17 protein-coding genes are annotated in these 22,280 nt (G+C 71.1%); 7 read left to right on the forward strand and 10 right to left on the reverse strand.

Annotated elements, in window-relative coordinates:
• Positions 1 to 2: 2 nt before the first annotated feature.
• Complete coding sequence (locus tag FYX01_RS17770; protein ID WP_150242822.1) at positions 3 to 2,108, reverse strand: DNA gyrase/topoisomerase IV subunit B; 2,106 nt, start codon at positions 2,106 to 2,108, stop codon at positions 3 to 5.
• A gap of 374 nt (positions 2,109 to 2,482) precedes the next feature.
• Between FYX01_RS17770 and FYX01_RS17775 the strand changes: the two genes are divergently transcribed.
• Positions 2,483 to 2,701: a DUF7455 domain-containing protein gene (locus tag FYX01_RS17775; protein ID WP_150242824.1), complete on the forward strand. Its 219-nt coding sequence runs from the start codon at positions 2,483 to 2,485 to the stop codon at positions 2,699 to 2,701.
• A 54-nt stretch (positions 2,702 to 2,755) separates the two neighbouring features.
• On the opposite strand, the gene FYX01_RS17780 is transcribed toward FYX01_RS17775, so the two are convergent.
• Positions 2,756 to 3,403 carry a GNAT family N-acetyltransferase gene (locus tag FYX01_RS17780; RefSeq protein ID WP_190394375.1) on the reverse strand — a complete coding sequence of 216 codons (648 nt, stop codon included), beginning with the start codon at positions 3,401 to 3,403 and terminating at the stop codon, positions 2,756 to 2,758.
• A 132-nt stretch (positions 3,404 to 3,535) separates the two neighbouring features.
• On the opposite strand from FYX01_RS17780, the gene yaaA reads away from it, so the two are divergent.
• A complete protein-coding gene (gene yaaA / locus FYX01_RS17785; RefSeq protein ID WP_150242826.1) occupies positions 3,536 to 4,282 on the forward strand; it encodes a peroxide stress protein YaaA in 747 nt (248 codons plus the stop codon).
• Between the two features lie 359 nt (positions 4,283 to 4,641).
• Here yaaA and FYX01_RS17790 read toward each other — a convergent pair whose 3' ends face one another.
• Positions 4,642 to 6,327 carry an RNA polymerase sigma factor gene (locus tag FYX01_RS17790; protein ID WP_150242828.1) on the reverse strand — a complete coding sequence of 562 codons (1,686 nt, stop codon included), beginning with the start codon at positions 6,325 to 6,327 and terminating at the stop codon, positions 4,642 to 4,644.
• Between the two features lie 307 nt (positions 6,328 to 6,634).
• Positions 6,635 to 8,710, reverse strand: coding sequence for a SpoIIE family protein phosphatase (locus tag FYX01_RS17795; RefSeq protein WP_150242830.1), 2,076 nt, complete (start codon positions 8,708 to 8,710; stop codon positions 6,635 to 6,637).
• Between the two features lie 596 nt (positions 8,711 to 9,306).
• Between FYX01_RS17795 and FYX01_RS17800 the strand changes: the two genes are divergently transcribed.
• Positions 9,307 to 9,594 carry a hypothetical protein gene (locus FYX01_RS17800; RefSeq protein ID WP_150242832.1) on the forward strand — a complete coding sequence of 96 codons (288 nt, stop codon included), beginning with the start codon at positions 9,307 to 9,309 and terminating at the stop codon, positions 9,592 to 9,594.
• A 196-nt stretch (positions 9,595 to 9,790) separates the two neighbouring features.
• Positions 9,791 to 11,404 carry a hypothetical protein gene (locus FYX01_RS17805; protein ID WP_150242978.1) on the forward strand — a complete coding sequence of 538 codons (1,614 nt, stop codon included), beginning with the start codon at positions 9,791 to 9,793 and terminating at the stop codon, positions 11,402 to 11,404.
• Between the two features lie 70 nt (positions 11,405 to 11,474).
• On the opposite strand, the gene FYX01_RS17810 is transcribed toward FYX01_RS17805, so the two are convergent.
• From FYX01_RS17810 to FYX01_RS17825, 4 genes are all read right to left on the reverse strand, one after another.
• Entirely contained in the window at positions 11,475 to 12,272 is a 798-nt protein-coding gene (locus FYX01_RS17810; RefSeq protein WP_150242835.1) for a tyrosine-protein phosphatase, read from the reverse strand.
• Between the two features lie 77 nt (positions 12,273 to 12,349).
• Positions 12,350 to 13,084 carry a nucleotidyltransferase family protein gene (locus FYX01_RS17815; RefSeq protein ID WP_150242837.1) on the reverse strand — a complete coding sequence of 245 codons (735 nt, stop codon included), beginning with the start codon at positions 13,082 to 13,084 and terminating at the stop codon, positions 12,350 to 12,352.
• A 60-nt stretch (positions 13,085 to 13,144) separates the two neighbouring features.
• Positions 13,145 to 15,619: an AAA family ATPase gene (locus tag FYX01_RS17820; RefSeq protein ID WP_150242839.1), complete on the reverse strand. Its 2,475-nt coding sequence runs from the start codon at positions 15,617 to 15,619 to the stop codon at positions 13,145 to 13,147.
• A gap of 262 nt (positions 15,620 to 15,881) precedes the next feature.
• A complete protein-coding gene (locus tag FYX01_RS17825; RefSeq protein WP_150242841.1) occupies positions 15,882 to 16,580 on the reverse strand; it encodes a ribonuclease HII in 699 nt (232 codons plus the stop codon).
• A gap of 551 nt (positions 16,581 to 17,131) precedes the next feature.
• Between FYX01_RS17825 and FYX01_RS17830 the strand changes: the two genes are divergently transcribed.
• Complete coding sequence (locus tag FYX01_RS17830) at positions 17,132 to 17,788, forward strand: hypothetical protein (protein WP_150242843.1); 657 nt, start codon at positions 17,132 to 17,134, stop codon at positions 17,786 to 17,788.
• 192 nt (positions 17,789 to 17,980) lie between these two features.
• Complete coding sequence (locus FYX01_RS17835; RefSeq protein ID WP_077691377.1) at positions 17,981 to 18,172, forward strand: hypothetical protein; 192 nt, start codon at positions 17,981 to 17,983, stop codon at positions 18,170 to 18,172.
• Positions 18,173 to 18,308: 136 nt separating this feature from the next.
• Here FYX01_RS17835 and FYX01_RS17840 read toward each other — a convergent pair whose 3' ends face one another.
• Both FYX01_RS17840 and FYX01_RS17845 read right to left on the reverse strand, forming a co-directional pair.
• Positions 18,309 to 19,772: an SPFH domain-containing protein gene (locus FYX01_RS17840; RefSeq protein ID WP_150242845.1), complete on the reverse strand. Its 1,464-nt coding sequence runs from the start codon at positions 19,770 to 19,772 to the stop codon at positions 18,309 to 18,311.
• Complete coding sequence (locus tag FYX01_RS17845; protein WP_150242847.1) at positions 19,773 to 21,599, reverse strand: SPFH domain-containing protein; 1,827 nt, start codon at positions 21,597 to 21,599, stop codon at positions 19,773 to 19,775. It lies immediately after the preceding gene.
• A gap of 340 nt (positions 21,600 to 21,939) precedes the next feature.
• Between FYX01_RS17845 and FYX01_RS17850 the strand changes: the two genes are divergently transcribed.
• The gene (locus FYX01_RS17850; RefSeq protein ID WP_150242849.1) at positions 21,940 to 22,245 is read left to right on the forward strand and encodes a hypothetical protein; all 306 of its coding nucleotides are present in this window, start codon (positions 21,940 to 21,942) and stop codon (positions 22,243 to 22,245) included.
• Positions 22,246 to 22,280: the final 35 nt, after the last annotated feature.

A 22,280-nucleotide genomic window follows, 5' to 3' on the forward strand; every position in this document is an offset into this window, starting at 1 on the left:
GCTCAGGCGTCGATGCGGGCCACGTCCAGCTCCTGGGCGCCCTGCTGGATGAAGCGGCGGCGCGGGGCGACCTCGTTGCCCATCAGCAGGTTGAAGACCGAGGCGGCCTCCTCGGCCTGCTCCACGCGGATCCGGCGCAGCGTGCGGTGGCGCGGGTCCATGGTGGTCTCGGCCAGCTGGTCGGCGTCCATCTCACCCAGGCCCTTGTACCGCTGCACCGGCTCCTTCCAGGAGATCTTGCGCTTCTCCAGGTCCAGCAGCGTGCGGGAGAGCTCGGCGTCGGAGTAGGTGTAGATGTAGCGGTCCTCGGGCTTGGCTCCGCGCTTGCGCCGGATGTTGGTCAGCTCGATGCGGTGCAGCGGCGGAACGGCCGCGTAGACCCTCCCCGCCTCCAGCATCGGACGCATGTACCGGTAGATGAGCGTGAGCAGCAGGCAGCGGATGTGCGCGCCGTCCACGTCGGCGTCGGCCATGAGGATGATCCGGCCGTAACGGGCGGCGTCGATGTCGAATGTCCGCCCCGACCCGGCGCCGACCACCTGCAGGATGGCCGCGCACTCGGCGTTCTTGAGCATGTCGGCGACCGAGGACTTCTGCACGTTGAGGATCTTGCCCCGGATCGGCAACAGCGCCTGGAACTCGGAGTCGCGGGCCAGCTTGGCGGTGCCCAGGGCCGAGTCGCCCTCGACGATGAACAGCTCGCTGCGCTCCAGGCCCTCGCTGCGGCAGTCCACCAGCTTGGCGGGCAGCGCCGAGCTCTCCAGGGCGTTCTTGCGCCGCTGGGTCTCACGCTGCTGGCGCGCGGCCAGGCGGGCCTTGGCCGCGCCGACGACCTTCTCCAGGACCATGCGGGCCTTGGCCTTGTCCACCTTCCTGGTGGAGGTCAGGAACTCGCGCAGCTCCTTGCCGATCACCTGGGAGACGATCCTGGCCGCCGCGGAGGTCCCGAGGATCTCCTTGGTCTGGCCCTCGAACTGCGGTTCGGGCAGGCGGACCGTGACGACCGCGGTGAGGCCCTCCTGGGTGTCGTCCTTGGTGACGGGGTCGTCGCTGTTCTTGAGCAGCTTGGTGGCGCGCAACTGGTCGTTGACCACCCGCACCAGGGCACGCTCGAAGCCGTTGATGTGGGTGCCGCCCTTGGGCGTGGCGATGACGTTGACGAAGCTGCGCACGGTGGTGTCGTAGCCGGTGCCCCAGCGCAGGGCCACGTCCACGTCCAGGCGGCGATCGACGTCGGCGGGCACCATGTGCCCGGCGTCGTCCAGTACGGGGACGGTCTCGGTGAAGTTGCCGCTGCCCTGGATGCGCAGCACGTCGCTGATCGGGTCGTCGGGGGCCAGGAAGGTACAGAACTCGCTGATGCCGCCGTCGAAGCGGAACTCCTCCTCGTAGGCGGGCTCGCCCTCCGCGCGCTCGTCGCGCACGGCGATGGTCAGCCCCGGTACGAGGAAGGCGGTCTGGCGGGCCCGGTCCAGGAGCGACTCGCGGGCGATCTCGGCTTCCTTGAGGAAGATCTGCAGGTCCGGCCAGAACCGGATGCGGGTGCCGGTGACCTTCTGGGCCACCTTGCGGGTCTGTTCCAGGCCTGAGGCGGGGGTGAACTCGGCGTCGGGTCCGGGTCCGGCGAAACGGCCGGGGATTCCCCGGCGGAAGCTGAGCGCGTGGGTGCGGCCCTGGCGGTCGACCTCCACGTCCACTCGCGCCGACAGGGCGTTGACCACTGAGGCGCCGACGCCGTGCAGGCCTCCGGAGGCGGTGTAGGAACCAGAACCGAACTTGCCGCCCGCGTGCAGCTTGGTCATGACCAGCTCCACACCGGACAGGCCGGACTTGGGCTCGGCGTCCACGGGGATGCCGCGGCCGTCATCGCTCACCGACACCGATCCGTCGGCGTGCAGGGTGACGTCGATCCGTCCGCAGAAGCCTCCCAGGGCCTCGTCCACGGAGTTGTCGATGATCTCCCACATGCAGTGGGTGAGGCCGCGGCTGTCGGTGGACCCGATGTACATGCCCGGCCGTTTGCGCACCGCCTCAAGACCTTCGAGGACCGACAGGTGCCGGGCGGAGTAATCCTCGGGGTCGTGGACGGCTGCGGTCAAGGCGGTCACTCGGACATCTCCTGCGTATTGAGGGCCATCAGGGCGCTGATGCGGTGCGTGCCCTTTGTACCGCGCCGCACTGACGATAGGGGGCGGCGTGCCTGTCGCTTGCTACCACCGGGACGCGGCGGGAGGACGGGATCCTGCCCCGCGCGAGACTACCACCTCTGGTGGATGCGGCCTGGATGCGCCCTGTTTCCGGGGATGCACCCCCTCCCTACGGGTACAACCAGTACTAGAAACGACGTCGAGCCCGAAAGCCTCCCAGCAAGGCACCTATCAGACAGATTCCGCTGTCGGCGTACATGGGGTCGGGTTGGGAACGTCTTGGTCGGGTTAGATGTTGTCAGAGGTGACTAACGCCGAGTATTGAGGATGGCGAAGTGACTGGAACCCTTGCCCCCACCCAGCCGCTGACGGCTGCTGACCGTTGCGACCGCTGTGGTGCACAGGCTTATGTCCGGGTGCTGCTGAACTCCGGCGGTGAACTACTGTTCTGCGCGCACCACATGCGCAAGCATGACGACTCTCTCCGCAAGATCGCCTCGGACATCCAGGACGAGACCGAGAAGCTCCACGAGAGCAAGACGGACGAGCGTTAGCCACACGAACGGGAGCGAGGGCGGCGGTTCATCGAACCGCCGCCCTCGTCATGTTCAGCCCAGGACCCGGTTGTGGTAGCCGGACACCCTGGTGAACCCCGCCCGCTCGTACAGGCGCAGGGCCGGGGCGTTGTCCGCGACCACGCACAGGTAGGCCCTGCGCGCGCCCTTGTCGTGTGACCAGCGCAGCAGGTCGGCCAGGAGCCCGGTGGCCACGCCCCTGCCGCGTGCCCCGGGCTCGGTGAACATGGCGCAGACGCCCACCGACTCCCCGTCCAGCACCGCGGCGCCCCTGCCGCTCCCAGCGGTGGCGTAGGCCGCGTCGACCCGGCCGAGGATGCGTGTGAGGTCCAGGTCCGCCCAGGCTGCTCCGGGCGTGGTCGAGACCGAGGACGTGCCGGAGGCCTCCGGGGGCTCGTCGAGGTCGCGGGCCAGGACCAGCGTGGGCTCCACCACCGTGTACCCGTGCCCGGCCAGGCGCCGGTCGACCTCCTCCTCCCCCGGCCACACCTGCACGCAGGGCCGCACCCCGCGCCCGGCGTAGTAGGCGGTGACCTCGGCCACGTCCGCTCCGGGATCCGTCACCAGCGCGCAGTTGGCCCGTTTGGTGATCCCCTCGGCGAACCCGAACCGCCAGCCGTCGCGCTCCTCGACCTCGAAGGGCGGCCAGTCCCTCGTCACCCGCCGTGCCCACTCGTGCATTCCGCTCCCTTCGCCCGAAGCGGCCGATGCTATCCGCCGGCCTCCGCGGGAGGAGGGGCCGCCCCGGCCCGCACGCGGTCGCCCTAACATGGGCGGGCACACGAAACCCGCGTCCACCTGGGAGTCCGCACCATGATCGTCCTGCTGCCGCCGTCCGAGGGCAAGGCCACCTCAGGGGAGGGGCCGCGCCTGGACCCGGGAGAGCTGACCCTCCCGGAGCTGGCCGGGGCCCGCGAGAGGGTGGTGGGCGCGCTGACGGAGCTGTGCGCGGGACCCGCGGACACCGCCATGGACGTCCTGGGGATCGGCCCCGGCCAGGCCGACGCGCTCAAGCGCAACATGGACCTGGCCACCGCGCCGACGCTGCGTGCCGCCGACCTGTACACGGGTGTGCTCTACGACCGGCTCGGCCTGCCCGACCTCCCGGACGCGGCCGGGCGGGTCCTCGTCTTCTCCGGCCTGTGGGGCGTGGTCGGCCCCACCGACCGGCTTCCCCCGTACCGCCTGTCCATGGGTGTGAAGCTGCCGCCCCTGGGCGGTCTGGGCGCCTACTGGCGCCGTGAGCTGTCCGCGCCCCTGGGCGAGCTGACCGGGGACCGGCTCCTGGTCGACTGCCGTTCGGCGGTCTACGCCGCCGCGTTCGCCCCCTCGAACGGCGTCGCCGTCAAGGTGCTGCGCGAACGCGTCGTGGACGGGACCGTCAAGCGCTCGGTGGTCAGCCACATGGCCAAGGCCACCCGGGGCGACATCGCCCGCTCCCTGCTCGTGGAGGGTGTGGACGCCTCCACCCCCGAGGAGCTGGTGGCCGCCCTGCGCGATCTGGGGCACACCGTGGAGTTGCCCGAACCGCGCGTTCTACACGTCATCGTCCGCGGCTGAGGACGCGCGACAGGGAGCGGCCGCCCGCCACTCCCCGTAATATAACGACTCGATATCGCGGCTTTATGCCGCACCTACAGCACGTGCGGCAACATGGTCACCGTCGGATGGACGAACACGGCGTTCCGGGTAGGCGCGGCGACGCCTCGGAACGCGGTAGATGTTCCGGAGCACCACGGGGGATGCTCCGGGACACGCGGGAGTCGCCACACCCGCGCGGACCATGGGGGCACCGGAACCCGGTGTGCCGCCCCGCCCACAGGGCGAGGCGGCACACCGGGAACGGGTCGGTCCTCGTCGGCCCCCGGCCCCTACCGACGCCGTCAGGCGCGGAGCGGGCCGGCCACCACCTGGAAGGACTAGTCCAGGTAGTCGCGGAGTACCTGTGAACGCGACGGGTGACGGAGCTTCGACATCGTCTTGCTCTCGATCTGCCGGATGCGTTCCCGGGTGACTCCGTAGACCTTGCCGATCTCGTCTAAAGTCTTCGGCTGGCCGTCGGTGAGCCCGAAGCGCATGGACACCACGCCCGCCTCCCGCTCGGACAGCGTGTCCAGCACCGAGTGCAGCTGCTCCTGCAGCAGCGTGAAGCTGACCGCCTCGCCCGGCTGGATGGCCTCGGAGTCCTCGATCAGGTCGCCGAACTCGCTGTCGCCGTCCTCGCCCAGCGGGGTGTGCAGGGAGATCGGCTCACGCCCGTACTTCTGGACCTCGACGACCTTCTCGGGGGTCATGTCGAGTTCCTTGGCCAGCTCCTCCGGGGTGGGCTCGCGGCCCAGGTCCTGGAGCATCTGGCGCTGCACGCGGGCCAGCTTGTTGATGACCTCGACCATGTGCACCGGGATGCGGATGGTGCGCGCCTGGTCGGCCATGGCGCGGGTGATCGCCTGGCGGATCCACCACGTCGCGTAGGTCGAGAACTTGAAGCCCTTGGTGTAGTCGAACTTCTCCACCGCGCGGATCAGACCGAGGTTGCCCTCCTGGATCAGGTCCAGGAACAGCATGCCGCGGCCGGTGTAGCGCTTGGCCAGCGACACCACCAGGCGGAGGTTGGCCTCCAGCAGGTGCTTCTTGGCGCGACCGCCGTCCTCGGCGATCCACTCCAGCTCGTCGCGCAGCTCGAAGGTGAGGAGCTCGGACTCCTCGGACAGCTTCTCCTCGGCGAAGAGGCCGGCCTCGATACGCTTGGCGAGCTCGACCTCCTGCTCGGCGTTGAGCAGCGGAACCTTGCCGATCTGCTTGAGGTAGTCCTTGACCGGGTCCGCCGTCGCGCCCGCCGCGACGACCTGCGCCGCCGGGGCGTCGTCGTCATCGTCGTAGAGGACGAACGACTCGTCCTCGTTGGCGGGCTTGGCGGGAGCGCCCACGGCCTCGGGCTTGGCGGGCTTGGCGTCCTTGTCCGCCGGGTCCGGGGTGTCCTCGACCAGCTCCAGTTCGGCACCGGTGTGCTCGAGGTCGTCCAGGCCTTCCTCGGTCTCCGAGTACTCACCGTCCGCCGCGAGTGCGAGGTCCTTCTTGCCCGCCGTCTTCTTGGCTCCCGCGCCCTTGGCCGCCGGGCCCTTGGCAGCGGTCTTCTTGGCCGCGGCCTTCTTCGGCGCGGCCTTCCTGGCGGCGGTGGTCTTCTTGGTGGCGGCCTTCCTGGCCGTCTTCCTCGCGGGGCCCTCGACCTCCTCGACGGCCTCGGCGACGGAGTCGACCACCGCGGTGACCGTCTCGGGCTGCTCGTTGGCCGCCGCCGCGCGCGCGGGCTTGGCGGCCCCGCCGGTGGCCGCGGCCTTGGTGGACCGCGTGGTCGCCGACTTGCGCCGCGGCGCCTTGCGCCGGGAGGAGGCCGACTCGGGGACGAGTACGGTCACGCCTTCCTTCGCGAGGCTACGGAGCACGGACTGCGCCTGCGACATCGGGATTTCGGCCTCTTCGAAGGCACGGCGCACGTCCTCGGGCTCAAGAAAGCCCTGGGACCGCCCACGCTCGATCAGCTGCTGAATGACGGGCTCTTGCAGTGACTCGGACTGCTTCGAGCGAGTCGAACTGGCAGATGACACAAACACCTCTCGAACGGACGTGTGGCGAGATTGTCGGACCCGGTGGTCCGCCTGGCCGGGACCGGGCACCGCGCCCTCTCCCACCTGCGGCCTGGGATCGTCCCCACTGGAACGGGGAAGCCGTTGGTCTTTCAAGCGTATGCGCTCCCCAGGGGGTCGGCCCCCTCAAGCGTATGCGCTCCGGGGGGTCATCCCCGCAGAGGATCACCCCCGTATCGCGGGGCGAAACGGCTTCTTCACTGTAAGCAAGGCAATGGACTTGTTCGTACGGTCTGCCGCCGGTCCACCGCTCCGCCGCGAACCGGTGCTACCGCTCCGACACGGAATCGATCACCGGAAGCTGAACGGCGAGCAGAGTGACGTCATCGTCCTGCTCATACCCATCGAGCATGCTCTCAACAAGGTACTCCAGCATCTGCTGTGAATCGCCCACCACCTCCGGAGGAGCCGACGACGCCACATCGACGAGCTCGTCGAGTCCGGAGTCGACGGACCGCTTGCGGTTCTCAACCAGTCCATCGGAATACAGGACGACGGTGTTACCGGGTTGCACGAAGAATTTGTGGTGGCCTCGTGTGGAGCTGACCCCGAGCGGTGTGTCGGGATCGGTTTCGAGCAGGGACGGACCGGCGTTGCCCGCCACGACCAGCGGCGGGAGGTGCCCCGCGTTGCTGAGGTCGAGCTGGCCGGTGACCGGGTCCAGCACGAAGTAGACCAGGGTGGTCACCTGGTCCATGCCCTCCGTCGCCGAGAACATGCGGTCCAGTCCGGTGAGGACGTCGGCTGGCTCGGGCATGGAGAACGCCAGGGCGCGCAGCGCGTTGCGGATGCGGCTCATCCCGGCCGCGGCCTGGATTCCCTTGCCCATGACGTCGCCCAGCACCCCGGCGACGCGGCCGTCGGGCAGCGGGAAGGCGTCGTACCAGTCGCCGCCGACCTGCACGTTCTGCGATCCGGACCGGTAGTAGGCGGCCAGGCGCACACCGCGCACCTCCGGCAGCTCCTCGGGCAGCAGGCTGCGCTGGAGCTCCACGGCGGTGCTGTGCTCCTGCTCGTAGAGGATGGCGCGGCCGATGGCCAGAGCGCACTGCCCGGCCAGGGCCTCCAGGAACACGCGCTCCTCGTCGGTGACCTTCCGCGGGGAGGAGAAGGCGAAGCGCAGCGCGCCGATGGGGTGCCCCGCGGCCATCATCGGCAGCGCGACCCAGGCCCTCTCCGGCGTGGACCGGACGAGTTCGGCGACCTCGGGGGCGTCGTCGAGCAGCTCGGCCAGCTCGGCCGGGTTGGCGGCCAGGCGGGGCAGCCGGTCGGCGATCGCCCTGGCCGCGATGTCCGGGTGGTCGGTCGGGAAGGCGGACCTGGGCAGCTGGTGGGCGTGTTCCGCGGCGATGGTGCGCAGCCGGAGGCGTGCGCGGTCCAGCAGGACCACGCACGTGTGGTCGGCGCCCACGCCGGAGCGGCCGATCTCGGACATGGCGTTGACCACCTCGTCGGCGGTGAGCGCCTCGGCCAGGTCGGAGGTGGCCTTCTGCAGGCGGGCGGTGCGCATGGCCGCCTCGCTGAGCTGCTGGTTCAGGCGCTGGCGGAGTTCGTCGGCCTCGCGCTCGTTGGTGATGTCGACGAGGGTCCCGACCCACTCGGTGGTCCGGGAGCCGTCCATGATCGGGTGGGCGCGGGCCCGGTAGTGGCCGTAGCCGCCCGAGCAGGTGCGCACGCGGAACATGGCGTCGAAGGGGGTGACGTCGAGGACGGCGTCGTCCCATGCGCGCTCGACGCGGGCGCGGTCGTCGGGGTGGAGGGCGTCCAGCCAGCCCCGGCCCAGGTAGCGGTCCAGGTCCTGGCCGGTGATGGCCCGCCACTGGGGGCAGTCCTCGTGGACGTCGCCGCCGGGTCCGGCGGTCCAGACGATCTGGTTGCCGGCGTGCAGCAGGGCGCGCAGCCGCTGCTCGTCGCGGTGGGCGTCGGCGCCGTCGAGCCCGGTTCCCCGGCCGACGTCGTGGACGGCGATGAGGGCGACGTAGGAGTCACCCGTGTCCGGTTCGGTGACGGGGAACCAGGTGAGGTCCCACAGTTCGCCGGCGCGGGTGCGGTAGCGGTCGCGCACGGCGTGCCCGTCCTCGCGCACGCTGGCCAGGCAGGTGCGGTGGCTGGCGGCCGCGGTCCGCTCACCGCTCTCCTCCAGCAGGTCGCCGGGGGTCCTGCCGAGGCATTCGGCGGGGGTGCGTCCCAGAACGGCGGCCAGCCGCTGGTTGATCGTGCCGAAGGCGTCGTCGGAGTCGAGTAGCGCGAATCCGACCGGGGAGTCGGTGAGAAGGGACTGCACCGCGTCGGGGAGTTGCGCCCCGCTGATCCTGGGCGGCGGAATGGACGTCTCGGCGCTCAACTGCTCGACACCTCCGGAACCGTCGATTCCCCATCCGTGTTTCGTTGGGGCTGCTGCCTGAACCGCGCGGCCCCTGTCGACCGTACGGACCGTCCACGGCGTGAAAGCCGAAAAGTAAGCGGCGCCGAAGGTGATCTGGGGGCTCCGCGGCTCTCGGGAGTCACGCTCGATGACTCCTCTCGGCCGCTGTCACGGCTCAAGCATAAGACACACCCGTCCGCACGCAACGGCCGTCGTGCCGGGGCACCGCCCTCGGCGGAGGGACACCGCTCACGGACGCGGAAGGTAAATAATAGGCCACCGGCCGACCGTGTCGAGGTGGACCGAAGGTTTCTCCGGCGTGTTTTCGGCTAATTCCGGGCTGTGGATGCTCATGATGACTTGCACTCTCTCCTTCACGGTAGGAACGTTATATGCCCAGAATGCCCTTTTCATCTCGTTGACCTGGGGTGATGGTGGTGTTCGAGTAAATAATGCTTCCCAGAGGTTTTGTCAACAGCGTGCCAGGAGAGGGGTTGACACTCCGTCCAGAACAAGTGGAATGGGTGGAGGTCACCGTCCAGGCCATCTTCAGTCAGCTAGGGGTGTGAGCAAGAATGCTCCAGACCTTCCCGGTCCAGGATCTCAGGCAGATATCGGCGCGGCTCCACGACGAGTTCAGCGCCCTGTCCCGTCGCTGCGTCGAGCGCTGCGTCAGCGACACCTGGCACTGCGTCGAACACCTGGGCATCGCGGTCACACCGCATCTGGTCGAGCGGGTCGCCCGCGAGCACCTGGAGGCGATGGTGAACTCCGTACCGCCCTCACAGACCGTCAGGAAGGCACCACGAAGGTCGGGAACGTCCCTGTTCACCAGCCATCGCCCCGTTCCCGGGCCACGCTGAGCCACCGGACGCCGGGAGGGGGCGGCCGCCCCGCCGGGAGGGACCGCGCCCCGCGGTGTGTCGGCCGGCACGGAGCCGTCAGGGAGTCCTCCGGAGGCGAGTCCCATGCCCGGGGCTGGCATACGCTCGGGTGGTGCCCTCCCCGATACCTCCACCCACAGGTCCCGAACCGGTGCCCGACGCCGTCTTCGACGAGATGCTGCGCGCCGCCCGAGCACTGCTGGCCATGCGCCACCCCCTCGACGCCGAACTGGCCTTCAGCGAGATGCTCGGCGCCTGGTGGGGCGAGCGGGTCCCCGGCGTGGACGTCGAACGACTGCTCGGCGAGGGGCTGATCGCGCACGCCACCGCCTCCGGCAAGTCCGCCGGGCTCGGTGTGCTCGCGGCGATCACCGTGCTGGGCACCTCGTCCACGCAGCGGAGCCTGGCCGAACAGGGGATGATCGCGCTCAGGGAGCGCGGCCTGCAGGTGCCCGAGTGGGCCTCCCAGCTCGGCGTGGTCACCCCGGTGTCCGCCTACGTCAGCAGCGACCAGTTCGGCGACACCGACGACGTGGTGTGCGTGTTCAGCCGCGACCGCGACCGGCCCGGGGCCCCGGGGGCGCTGCCGCCCGAGCACGCGCTGATCCTGGTCCTGGACCACAACGGCGGCGGCGTGCTGCGCGACGCCTGGGTGACCACCAAGGTCGAACAACTGCTGGAGCAGTGCCGGAAGAGGGCCGAGGCGGACGAGTTCGCCCGGTTCACACGGATCGAGCTGACCGAGGCCCGCGCGCTGCTGTCCCGTGCGCTGGAGCGTACCGAGCAGGTGGTGGCCGCCTCGGGCGACCCGGCCTCGGGGCCGACCGTGGAGCTGGTGGGGCTGCAGGCCTCGGACCTGACCGGGGGTTCCCTGGCCACGCACTTCGCGCTGGCCAACGCCCGGGTACGGACACTGCCCGTTCCCCCGGAGGGGGTGGAGGTCTCCCCCACGCCGGTGTGGCGGCGCGACCGGCGGGCGGTGCTGGCGGCCCGCTTCCTGGCCTCGGACGAGGCCGCCGAGCTCTCCGACTCCTACGCGGCCAGCCGCTGCGTCGACCACATCATCTCGCACGGCTGCGACGTGGACAGTGGTCGGCCGATGCGCGTCAGCCCGCGCAAGGTGGAGTCCTTCCTGCTGCACTGGCTGCCCGGCCGGGTGGTGCTGCTGTCCGAGGAGCAGGAGGCCATGCCGCACGTGCTGGCGGCGTGGGTGCGCTGGGCGGGCGCGCGCGGCGGCCTGCCGGAGGTGGCGGTGGGTGCGACGCTGGACGCCGTCTGGGAGTCCACCACCGAGTTCGTCCGCACCTACCATGATCCGGCGCGCCCGCTGGGCCTGCGCCAGGAGGCGGTGCGGCGGCTGCTGCCGGACGGCGACTTCGCGTCGTTGGCGCGGCGGATGTTCGCGTTCCCGCTGCTGGCGAGCGAACTGGTGACGTGGGCGCCCGAGGAGTTCGACCCGGACACGCCCAAGGGCCGGCGGGCGCTGCTGCGGCTGGACCACTACGGCGAGTACGAGGCGGCCACACCGCACAACGGTCGGCACTCCACCGGCCAGGACCACTGGTACCGGCCGGTGACCGGGGACGACCCGGAGCGCGAGCGGGAGCTGGACCGGCACGAGCGGCTGGCCCGACGGCTGTGGCACGGGCGGCCCGCGAACCTGTGGGCGGCGGCGCGCCGGATGCTGGACCGGGGCGTGGACCGGCCCACGGTGCTGGCCGCACTGGGCGGGGTGCTCGACTCCGCCACCGGCGAGAGCGATCTGCGCCGCCGCCTGGACGCGCTGTAGGGGGCCGGGAGCCCCGCCCCGGCCGTCCCCCGGACCAGAGGAAGCCGCCCGGCCCGTCCTGGGCCGGAAGTCAGTCCAGCATGCGCTCGCACAACCGCTCCACGACGGCCCCGGAGAGCTTGAGCCCGTCCGCGACGTAGTTGTCGAAGGAGCCGTAGACCTCGTCGATGTGGTCGAAGGACGTCTGCAGGTACTCGGCGCGCACCCGCGTCATCGGAGCGACCTCCTCCCAGTCCAGGCCGCTGTTCGCGGCCAGCGCGCGCATCCACTTGTCGGTGTTGGCCTGGCGCTCGTTGCTGGCCAGGTAGTCGGAGACGACGGTCCCGCGGTCCACGCCCAGCAGGCCGAGGAGCAGGGCGGCGCCCCAACCGGTGCGGTCCTTGCCCGCGCTGCAGTGGAAGACCAGCGCGGTCGGGCCCTTGGCGACGCGCTCGACCAGGTCGCGGTACCCGGTGAGCGCCTCGGCGTCGGTGACCAGCTCGCGGTAGACCCCGTGCATGAAACGCTCGGCGGCGCCGTCGGCGAACATGCTCCGGGCCTTCTCGGGATCGGCGAGGGACAGGGAGAAGTTGGCCCCGGCCGCCTCGGGGTCCTGCACGGCCACGGCCGCGTACTCGGCGCCCTCCGGGGCGACGTCGGGCAGGGTCTCACGCTCGTGCGGGGTACGCAGGTCGACGAGCTGCCGGATGCCCAGGCCGTTGTAGACCGGCAACTCGTCCGCCGCGATGGTGTGCAGGGCGTCGGAGCGGTACACGAGGCCGTGCCGGACGGTGCGGCCCGAGGCCGTGCGGTGACCGCCGAGGTCACGGAAGTTGGGGGCGCTGGAGAGGATGAAACCGTCGTTCGTCACATCCGCGACGATACCCATCCGGTTCAGGGCTCCGTCAGCCGACGTCCGACCTTGCGGGAAACGGCGGGTGAGCACCCGCCCCGCCACCGCGGCGGTCAGTCGCCCCTCCGCATGGCGGTGATCTGCTCCCCCGCCTCCTTGACGTCCTTGGCGGTGTCCACGCCGCGCCAGAACCCGTCGATGCGGTAGGCGGTCAGCCGCCCCTCCTTGGCCAGGTCGGGGAAGGTGGAGGACTCGTGGTCGCCCTTGGTGGGCAGCAGCGGGGTGAGGCCCGGCTCGAACAGGTACACCCCGGCGTTGATCCACACCGGAAGCAGCGGGCTCTGGGTGAAGCCCTCGACCCGGTCCTCGTCGTCCACGTCCACGATGCCCCAGGTCGTGCGGAACTGGGACAGGGCCAGGGTCGCCAGTCCGCCCCGCTCCCGGTGGTGGGCTGCCATCTCGTCCAGGGGGAACCAGGTGAGCACGTCACCGTTGAGCGCGAAGTAGGGGGCGCCCGAGTCGCGCAGGCCGGTGGAGGCGTAACGCAGGGCGCCACCGCGCCCGAGCGGCTCGTCCTCGACCAGCAACGTGATCTCCGGCCCGTCCTCGCGGGCATCCAGGTACTCGCGCAGCACCTCGGCCTTGTAGCCGCAGGAGACGACGACCTGTTCGACGCCGTGGCCGGTGAGCCACTCCAGCTGGTAGTCGATGATCGGACGTCCGGCCACCTCCACCATCGCCTTGGGGCGGGTGTCGGTGTAGGGCCGCAGCCGGGTGGCCTGGCCGCCGGCGAGGATGAGCGCCTGGGTGACGGGGGACACGGAGGAGGAAGTGGGAGAAGCGGTCATGCGTCGGACACTAGCAGCCGGTCGGAGGGCGGTTCCTCAGGCCTGTGCGCCGAACAATCCCTATGCCTGCTGGGTGGCCTCGGCATAGGCCTTGCGCACGTCCGCGCTGGTCACCACGGTGAGCTCGGCCGCGGTCGCGGCCTCACCCACCTCCTGGGACACCCGCAGGTCGCGGTGGGAGCACGCCTTCTCGAACAGGGAACGGGCGAAGCGGCCGTTGCCGAGCTCGTCGATCCACCCGGCCTCGCACACGTGCGCGAAGATGCTGCGCAGGTCCTCTCGCGCGGTGTCGTCGAAGGCGTCACCGGTGCGCGCGGCCACGGCCTCGGCGATCTCGGTGAGTTCGGCGGGGCTGTAGGAGGGGAAGCGCACGCGCACGTTGAACCGTGAGGACAGCCCGGCGTTGGAGAGCAGGAAGCGCTCCATCTCGGCCGGATACCCGGCGAGCACGACCACGAGCCGGGACCGGTCGTCCTCGGCCCGCTTGAGCAGGGTCTGGATCGCCTCGGCGCCGAACGCGTCCCCGCCGCTGTAGCCGGGATTGACCAGGGAGTACGCCTCGTCGACGAACAGCACACCGCCCAGGGCGCGGTCCACGAGCCGGTTGGTCTTGACCGCGGTGGCCCCCAGGTGCTCGCCGACCAGGTCGGCGCGCTGGGCCTCGACCACGTCGGCACGGCCGAGCAGGCCGAGGGCGGCGAAGACCCGGCCGAGCACACGCGCGACGGTGGTCTTGCCGGTGCCGGGCGGGCCGGAGAACACGAAGTGCCTCATGGGCGCCTGGTTGAGCAGGCCCTGCTCCTCGCGGAGCTTGGCCACACGCAGCTGGGCGACGATGGAGCGGACCTGCTCCTTGACCGGTTCCAGGCCGATCATGGCGTCCAGTTCGGCCAGCGCCTCCTCGATGCCCGGAGCCTCGCCGAAACCGGGCAGGCGGGAGGTCAGCTCCCGGTGGGCGGTCTCGACGTCGGCGGCTCGGACCGTGATCAAGTCCTCGGCCTCGGGGCGGGGCGCGGGCGCGTCGCCGTCCACTCCGGCGGTGACCACGCGCACGTCGCGGGCCTGGGCGGCCTTCTCGACCACCGAGCGGGCGAAGCGGCCGTTGCCGAGCTCGTCGACCACCTCGCGTTGGACCACCTGGTCGAATCTTCGCCGGAGCGCCTGTGCGGCCCCGGCCTCCAGCGTGTCGCCGCGCTGGTGGACGAGGGACTCGGCGATGCGGAACAGCTCGTCGGCCGAGTAGCTGGGAAAACTGATGCGGGTGGCGAAGCGGGAGGCCAGGCCGGGGTTGGAGGCCAGGAAGGCGTCCATCTCCTTCTCGTATCCGGCCAGGACGATGACGAGCTGGTCGCGGTCGTCCTCGGCGCGTTTGAGGAGGGTCTGCACGGCCTCGTTGCCGAACCGGTCCGACTGCCCGTCGCCCTCGTTGACCAGCGAGTAGGCCTCGTCGACGAACAGCACACCACCCAGGGCGCGGTCCACGAGCTCGTTGGTCTTGATGGCGGTGGCGCCCAGGTACTCCCCCACGAGGTCGGCGCGCTGGGCCTCGACCACGCGGGAGGTGGGCAGCAGGCCGAAGGAGTGGAAGATCGTGGCCAGCGTGCGCGCGACGCTGGTCTTACCGGTACCGGGCGGGCCGGAGAAGACCAGGTGGCGCAGGGGGCGCTCGACGGGGAACCCCGCGTCGGCGCGCAGCCGGGCGGCCTCGATGGAGGCGGCGATTCCGCGTACCTGCTGTTTGACCGGGTCGAGCCCGATCATGTCCTCCAGTTCGGCCAGGGCCCGGTCCACGGGGACGGGCTCCTCGCCGTGGACCTCTCCCGCGGCGGAGCGCACGGGGCGGGGGCCGGTGTCGGAGCGGCCGCGCAGCGGTTGGGCGCGTCCCTCGGCGTCCGGTCCGTCGGAGCGGTCGCCGCGTCCGGTGCGGCGGGAGACGGGCATGGCCCCGGCGGTCTCGCGCCGGTTGGCCTCGCTGTCCCTGAGGATCTGGCGGGAGGCGGACAGCCGCCACAGCAGGCAGGCGCCCGCGGCGGCGTAGAGCAGGGCGATTCCCCAGGAGGCGGGGAAGGACTCGACGACCAGTCCGACCAGGGCCAGGGAGAATCCGGCGATGAGTCCGGCGGTGAGGGAGAGCGCGGCGGTGTGCCAGACGGGGAACTCGCGTGCCCGGCTGGCAGCCAGGACCACGAGCAGGGGCAGCGGCGGGATCAGCAGTGTGACGGGGTCGCCGGTGAGGGGGATCTGGAACAGGGGGACGGCCACGGCGAGCCAGAGCACGCACACCATCACCGTGACGAAGGCGTCGGTCGAGCGCATGAGGGCGGTGAGGACCATCAGCAGGACGAGGGTCCCGGTGACCGCGCCCAGGACGGGGAGGCCCGTGACGAAGGCGACGACGGCGACCACGGTGAGCAGTACCAGGGCGGACACGAGCCGTCTGCCGAGGGGGATCCGGTGGTAGAGGGCGCGCAGGCGGTCGAGTCCCGAGGCGCGTTCGGGCTCCGCGGCGGTGGTGGAGCGCGTCTCACGCGTCATCCGTGCCCCTTCCTGCGTGGGGGTCCGTGGGCGGTCGGTTCTCCTGACCGGCGGGGGTCGGGGTGGATGGGCGCCGGGGGGCCGACGTCCACAGCCAAAGCCTTGTCCCAAGTGGGGCCGATGTCCAGTGCGGGGCGGCGTGTCGTGCCCCCGGCGGCCCGGTTGCCGGGTGTGGGCCGACGTCGGTCCAGGGATCGCCCCGGTCTCCCGCCCGCGGCCCCGGGCGGCGGGTGTCCGAACGGCGGATCCGGTGGGTCAGAGGTCAGAGGAGGGGGATCTGTCCGCCGGAGCCGGGGCGGACCTTGCGCAGGTGCTTCCATCGGGGGAGGGCGTCGAGGTAGGCCCAGCTCATGCGGTGGTGCGGAGTCGGACCGGACTCGGCGAGGGTCGCCCGGTGCACGGGCGAGGGGTATCCGGCCGCCCGCTCGAACCCGTAGCCGGGGTGGTCGGCGGCCAGCTCGGCCATGAACGCGTCGCGGTGGACCTTGGCCAGGATGGCGGCGGCGGCGACGCTGACGCACACCAGGTCGCCTTTGACCTGGGTGCGGACACGCCAGGGGCGGCCGATGAAGTCGTGCCCGCCGTCGAGGACGACGGCGTCGGGACGCGGGGCGAGCGCGTCCAGGGCGCGGCGGGAGGCACGGTGCAGGGCCTCGGTCATGCCGACCTCGTCGATCTCCTCGGGAGAGGACCAGCCGAAGGCGTGGTCGGCCACCCAGGGGCGGAGCTGGTCGGCGAGCTCGCGGCGGCGTTTGGGGGTCAGGCGCTTGGAGTCGGTCAGTCCGGCGGGCGGGCCGCCCTCGCCGGGGACGGCGGCGCAGACCAGCAGGGGTCCGGCCCAGGCCCCGCGTCCCACCTCGTCCACCCCGGCGACCACCCGCGCTCCGGAGGAACGGAGTTCGTCCTCCAGTTCGTAGGTGGGGGCGGCGGGCTGCGCGGCTGGTGTGGGAGTGGTCGGCACACTCCCACCCTAGAACGGCGGGGCCACCGGCCGGGCCGGTTCCGCCGAAGACCGGGACAGGCGCAGCGCCGCGGCCCGTGACGGCGACGGCATCGCGGGCCCCGCCCCGCGCGCGTCGTTCCCGCTCGTCCTCCCAGTGGGTCTGCTCACACGGCCGGCCGGGCCCCGTCCGGCGCCGGAGCCGTGCTCGGCGCCCTCACGACGGACGCCCCGGACGTGGCGCCGCCCTCCTCGTTGACGGTTGCGGCACTGGTCACGGCGTTGTGCGTGTCGACGGCCGTGGACGGCGGACGGTGGCCCGGGGGCCGCCTCGTGCTGTCCCCGAAAGGGGCCGGGCGGCGCCGGCAACAGGTACGCGGACCACTCGGAGCGGAGGAGAAAGATCCCGCTGTTTCGCCTCGCTTCCCCGAACACGTCCCTCCACTGCTCTATCCTGTGGAACAGGCCGCACTACGACGGCCGTATCGACTGTGACGCGGCCCTGTGGCCCCTCTGCCACACCTGTCTTCGGGCCGGCGTCTCCATGACACGGATTCGGTGGGGGGAACACCATGTCCGCCGCAGCTTCTGGTCCGAACCCTGACGGGTCCGTGGCCAAACTGATCGAGATCGCGGAGAAGCCGACCTTCGGCCAACGCCTGATCAGCTGGGCCTCACGCCCCCCGGGGCGGCTCTACATCCCCGCGTGCGGCGTGGTGGGGCTGGTGCTGCTCTTCGAGGACAGCGTGCCCGGCGGGCACCTGCCCACGTTCGCCCTCGGCCTGGTGGGCGGCCTGCTCCTGGCGGGGATGGGCGCCCTGCGCCTGGGGATCGCCCTGGCCGTGGCCCGTCCGATGATCCGCTACTACTGGCTGCGCTGGGTGTCCGCACCGGTGATCGCCGCCGTGGCGCTCGGGCTGGCCGTGGCCGACGTTCCCCTCCAGACGCGGGTACAGGCCTCCGCCGACGATCTGATGACCCTGCGCGAGGACACCGGCGACCTCACCACCATCCCGCTCAACGGCCAGCGGACGGGGATGTACTCGCTGCGCAGTATCTCCGTGTCGGGGGACATCACGCACTACGCCGTCGAGGGCTCCGGGCTGTTCGCCCCCTCCGGGCTGGCCTACAGCACCGAGGAGGTCCCCGAGGGAGTGTTCGTCCCCGGGCAGGGCTCGAAGATCTACGAGCACGTGTCGGGCGACTGGTACGTCTGGGTGGACCACTAGCACCTCACCCGTCGTCCTCCACACCACCCTCGACGGACGGTCTTCGACCGCAGTCCTTACTTTCTCCTTGCCGGTGGCTGTACTGCTCCAACGCTCCTCTCACCTTGGGCCGGTACAGATGGACGCGCCCCCCGGGAGAGGCCCCACGGCCTCCCCCTTCCGGCAGCGCCGCCAACCCTGAGGAGAGGCTCCATGCGCGAGTTCGTGCTCACCCTTCACCTGCGGCTCCACGACTCGATCACCGCGTTGCGCCGCGCCCACGCACGCGGTGACGACGACCTGGCCAGCGCCCAGGCAGGAGAGGTGGAGGACCTGGTGGAGATCGCGGCCCGACACGGGATCGACATCGAAGCGGGTTACACCGCCCTCTCCCCCGTCGGCTGATCCCGCCCGGGGAGCCCGCGGCCCCGCATGCCCCGGAACAGCGTGAGGGGTCCGCGACCGTTCCCGGCCGCGGACCCCTCACCTTCTCGCTCCCCGCCGCACGGTCCGGCCACGGGCCGCGGGTCGGGCGGACCGGCTACTGGCGGCGTCCCTGCTCGCCGTGGCCCTCACCGCGTTCGGACTGCTGGCGCATCGCGGCGTCCTGCCGGCTTCGGTACTCCTCCGCCATCTGCTGCTGGCGCTCGGCCGCGGCGGCGACCGCGCCCTGCGCGGAGTCCACCGCCCCCCGCGCGTCGTTCGCCGAGGTGTCCAAGGACGCCCGAGCGGACCCCTCGTTCATCATCTGCGGCAACAGCTGTGCGGTCAGCAGCGTCGACAGCGTCGAGCTGTCCCCGGACCCGGCCTCGGTCTGCACCACCACCGGACGCGGGGCACGCCCGGCCAGCGTGGCGCCCACGTCCAGGCGTCGGCGGGCCAGCTCGTACTCCAGCACCGCCCGGTTGTCCCGGTAGGCGGTGGCCAGGCGCTGCTGCGCCTTCGCCTCGTTCTCGGCGGCCACCAGGTCGGCCCGGCCGCGCGTCTCGATCTCGTAGCGCACCCGCTGCGCCTCGGTCACCTGCTCCTCCAGCATCTGCGCGACGTCCTTGCGCGCCTTGTTGAGGGAGGCGTTGACCTCGACGATCTTCGCGTCACGGGTCTTCTTGGAGCGCTCGATGTCCATCAGCAGGGTGTCGATGCGGCGCTTGCGCGTCAGCTCCCACTCCTGCTCGTAGGCCACCAGCTCCTTGGCGACCCGCTCCCGCGTGGACAGGTGCTGCTGGTACTGGTTGGGCAGCTGCACGTCGGGGATGTTGCAGCCGGTGATCCGGACCCCGTACTTCTCCAGCTGCCCGTTGAGCAGGCGGCGCATGTCCTCCACGTTGGAACCGCGCAGGTCGTAGGCGGACTCGGTGTTGACCTGGCGGCTGCGCTGGCGGATGGCGTCCTGTACCGCGCTGGACAGCACCAGGTCGAAGTTGCTGGCGCCGATGATCGTCACGAACCGGATGGGGTCGGTGATCTGGAACTTGAGGAAGAACTCGATCGACTTCAGCGGCACGTTCTCACGCGTGGGGCAGGCCAGGACCGGCGCCGTGTAGGGGATCTCCGTGCGGGTGTCCACCACGAAGTCCACCCGCGACCACGGGTGCCACAGGTAGTGGCGGCCCGGGCCGATCGGCTTCACGATCGCGCCGTACTTGGTGAGGATGCCGTGCGTGCCCTCCTCGATCTCGATGATCGAGCCGCGCCACCACCACAGGCCCGCCGCGATGATGCTGAGCACACCCACGATCAGGGTCGGGACGGCCAGGACGGTGTAGCCGATCCCGGCGAAGATCCCGCCCGCCACGGCGTTGAGGGCCATCATCAGCGCCGAGCACAGGGCGAACAGGCCGAACCAGACCAGGACCATCCACCGCAGGCCGCGGTTGTCGCGCGGGATGACCACGGGGACGATCGCGCCCTGGTCGCCGCCGCGCAGCAGACCGGCCAGGTCACCCCAGGAGGCGAGGGACTCCTTGATGCTGGAGCCGCTGCCGGCGTTCACGGGCTGGCTCATTTACTGACCTCCCTGGTTCTGGCCGGGACCCTGGGGGCCCTGGGGGCCGTGCTGTGACCACGGCGGCGGTGGCGGGTCCTCGGAGGACTGGCGGGGGGCGCCCGAGGGCGGCGGCGCGTCGGCCGGCGGCTGCACGCGGGCGGACGACCCGGCCTCCCCCGGAGCCTCGTGCCGCCCGTACGCCTCGGGAGACTCGTCGGACTCCTGCGGGGTGTCGGCCAGGCGCTCGTCGATGGACTGATCGGAGACGGACTGGCGGATCTGCTCCACCCGGTCCTCTCCCGGGTCCTCGCCGCTCTCCGGCGCGGCCTGGGGGCTCTCGGCGTCCCGGATCAGCGCGTTGATCTCCTGCTCGCGCTCGGTGATACGGCCCCGGATGTCGTCCAGCCGGGAGCGGAGGCCCTCCATGTCCTCCTGGGAGAACAGGGCGGTGTCGGCCTGGCCGATGATCTCCTGGGCGATGCGCAGGTAGTCGACGCTGGCGGAGTCGCCCGACCCGATCCGCAGAACCCGCGGCAGGCTGTCGGCGACCGCCTCCAGCTTGTCGAGGAGGTTCCCGCGGAAGCGGTAGTTGAGGATCTCGGGCGCCTCGGCGGCACTGACCGCGCGGATGTCCAGGGCCTGGGCCTGCAGGAGGGCGGCGTTCGCGTTGGCCTCGGACTCGGCCTCGACGAAGCGCTGGTGCGCCAGGGAGCGGGCCCGGTTGGTCTCGCGCTCCAGGGCGGTGTCCATCTGCGCCTGGTACTGGGCGATGTCGGCCTGGATCGCGGACAGGGTCTCGTTGAGGGTCGCCAGTTCCTTGTTCAGGTCACCCTCGTTCTGCTCCTTGCGCAGCTGGAGCTCGTACTCGAAGGTGTAGGCGTCCTTGGCCACGCGCACCATCTCCGGCGCCGCCAGGTCCATCCGGTACTCCTGGTTGGAGGGCTCGGCGTGGGTGATGTTTGCGCTGGTCAGCTCGACGATCCCGCTGAACTGGCGGTTGAGCTGCTCCACCAGGCTCTGGGTGTTGTCACCGACCATGTCGTAGATCGCCGAGGCCTCCTGCTCGTAGATGAGGCTCCGGGTGGTCTCGCTGATCGCGTTGTTGAGCTTCTCCTGGAAGCCGTTCACACCGCCCAGCGTGTAGACGAAGTCGGTGGAGTTGATGATCCTGAACTGCACGAACAGGTCTATGGAGGCCTGCACGCCGCTCTTGGTGGGCGCCGAGCGGATCGGGGCGTTGAACGGGTACTCGCGGGTGGTGTTGACGATGTAGGAGACACGCTTCCAGGGGTTGAAGAGCGTGACCCGGCCGGGCTGGTAGATGTTCTCCATCTTCCCGAAGCGGGTGACGATCGCCTCGCAGCCCTCGGGCACCATCACCATGCCCTGGCGCCACCACATGAACACGGCGATCGCGAGGGTGATGAGCCAGTAGTGGATGCCGAAGAACGGGTTGAGCAGAGGGTTTCCACCGGCCAGGGCCTGCGGGGTCAGGACGACGAAGGCGCCGACCACGCCGAGGACGACCAGCGCGATGGCCGGAAGCATCGTCAGGAAGGTACGGCCGCGGGGAATCACCATGGGGCAGATGACGTGGACCGGGCCGGTGTCGCCGCGCTCGTAGTAGCTGCGGTTGAGCGCCTCTCCCGCGTTGTTGAGGGAGGTGCTCTCCTGCTCGATGCGGGTTCCGACGGAGTCGCCCTGCTCACGGGCGGCGACGAAGTCCCGTGGGTCGAGCCCACCGTCCTCGGTGGCCTGTTGCACTGCGTCGGACACCGCCTGGCGCGGGTCGCCGCCCTGGGCGACGGCGCCAGCCGCGCCGCGCACGGTCTGCGCGAACGACATAGGCATGAACTCCTTTTCGGAGGTGGGGAACTATCGGCTTCGACGTCGCGTACCGCGGTCCGGTTCCGGACGGGGACCGATCGCGCGGCCGGGCGAACCATAGTGGACAGCATCAACCTTGGCACGGGAGACGTCCGAAACCCAGGGGCCGTGTCGGGAGCAGGACGGGAAGACTTCCCGGCGGGTTGGCGGGTTGGCGGGTTGGCGGGTTGGCGGGTTGGGCACGGCCCCTGGCCGGACACGTGTGGAAGGCCCCGCGTGCCGGCCTCCTCCGACCGGGATAACGTCGTTGCCGCATGCACCGCACCGGTCCCGGCCGGAAGCAGAGGGGGAACCGACGATGCCCGCAGTACCCAGTGCCGTCCTCACCAGCGCAGGCCTGCTCGGCGGCTACACCGTGGCCCGCACGACCGGCAACCGCCCGCTGGGCGGGGTCGTGCCGGCGGCGTTCGGCGCAGCGGCCTTCGGGACGTGGCGGCGCCGCTCGGGAGTGGGCGCCGCGGTCGCGCTCACCGGCGTGTACGTGGGCGCGTTCGGACTGGCCCACCCGCTGGCCAGGAAGGTCGGTCCCTGGCCCGCCGTGCTGGGTGTGACCGCGGCGGTCGCCGCGGTCGCGACCGCCTCGGAGGACCGTGGCCGCGACTGAGGCGGCCCCGTCCGGCCCCGGTGGAGACGGCGTAC

It is taken from the genome of Nocardiopsis quinghaiensis (genome assembly GCF_008638365.1).
In the GTDB taxonomy this organism is placed as follows: Bacteria; Actinomycetota; Actinomycetes; order Streptosporangiales; family Streptosporangiaceae; genus Nocardiopsis; species Nocardiopsis quinghaiensis.

Coding starts and splice junctions, on each gene's coding strand:
- FYX01_RS17780 (WP_190394375.1), bottom strand. CDS start 3,403: ATGCACGAGTGGGCACGGCGGGTGACGAGGGACTGGCCGCCCTTCGAG.
- yaaA (WP_150242826.1), top strand. CDS start 3,536: ATGATCGTCCTGCTGCCGCCGTCCGAGGGCAAGGCCACCTCAGGGGAG.
- FYX01_RS17800 (WP_150242832.1), top strand. CDS start 9,307: ATGCTCCAGACCTTCCCGGTCCAGGATCTCAGGCAGATATCGGCGCGG.
- FYX01_RS17805 (WP_150242978.1), top strand. CDS start 9,791: ATGCTGCGCGCCGCCCGAGCACTGCTGGCCATGCGCCACCCCCTCGAC.
- FYX01_RS17810 (WP_150242835.1), bottom strand. CDS start 12,272: ATGGGTATCGTCGCGGATGTGACGAACGACGGTTTCATCCTCTCCAGC.
- FYX01_RS17815 (WP_150242837.1), bottom strand. CDS start 13,084: ATGACCGCTTCTCCCACTTCCTCCTCCGTGTCCCCCGTCACCCAGGCG.
- FYX01_RS17820 (WP_150242839.1), bottom strand. CDS start 15,619: ATGACGCGTGAGACGCGCTCCACCACCGCCGCGGAGCCCGAACGCGCC.
- FYX01_RS17830 (WP_150242843.1), top strand. CDS start 17,132: ATGTCCGCCGCAGCTTCTGGTCCGAACCCTGACGGGTCCGTGGCCAAA.
- FYX01_RS17835 (WP_077691377.1), top strand. CDS start 17,981: ATGCGCGAGTTCGTGCTCACCCTTCACCTGCGGCTCCACGACTCGATC.
- FYX01_RS17840 (WP_150242845.1), bottom strand. CDS start 19,772: ATGAGCCAGCCCGTGAACGCCGGCAGCGGCTCCAGCATCAAGGAGTCC.
- FYX01_RS17845 (WP_150242847.1), bottom strand. CDS start 21,599: ATGTCGTTCGCGCAGACCGTGCGCGGCGCGGCTGGCGCCGTCGCCCAG.
- FYX01_RS17850 (WP_150242849.1), top strand. CDS start 21,940: ATGCCCGCAGTACCCAGTGCCGTCCTCACCAGCGCAGGCCTGCTCGGC.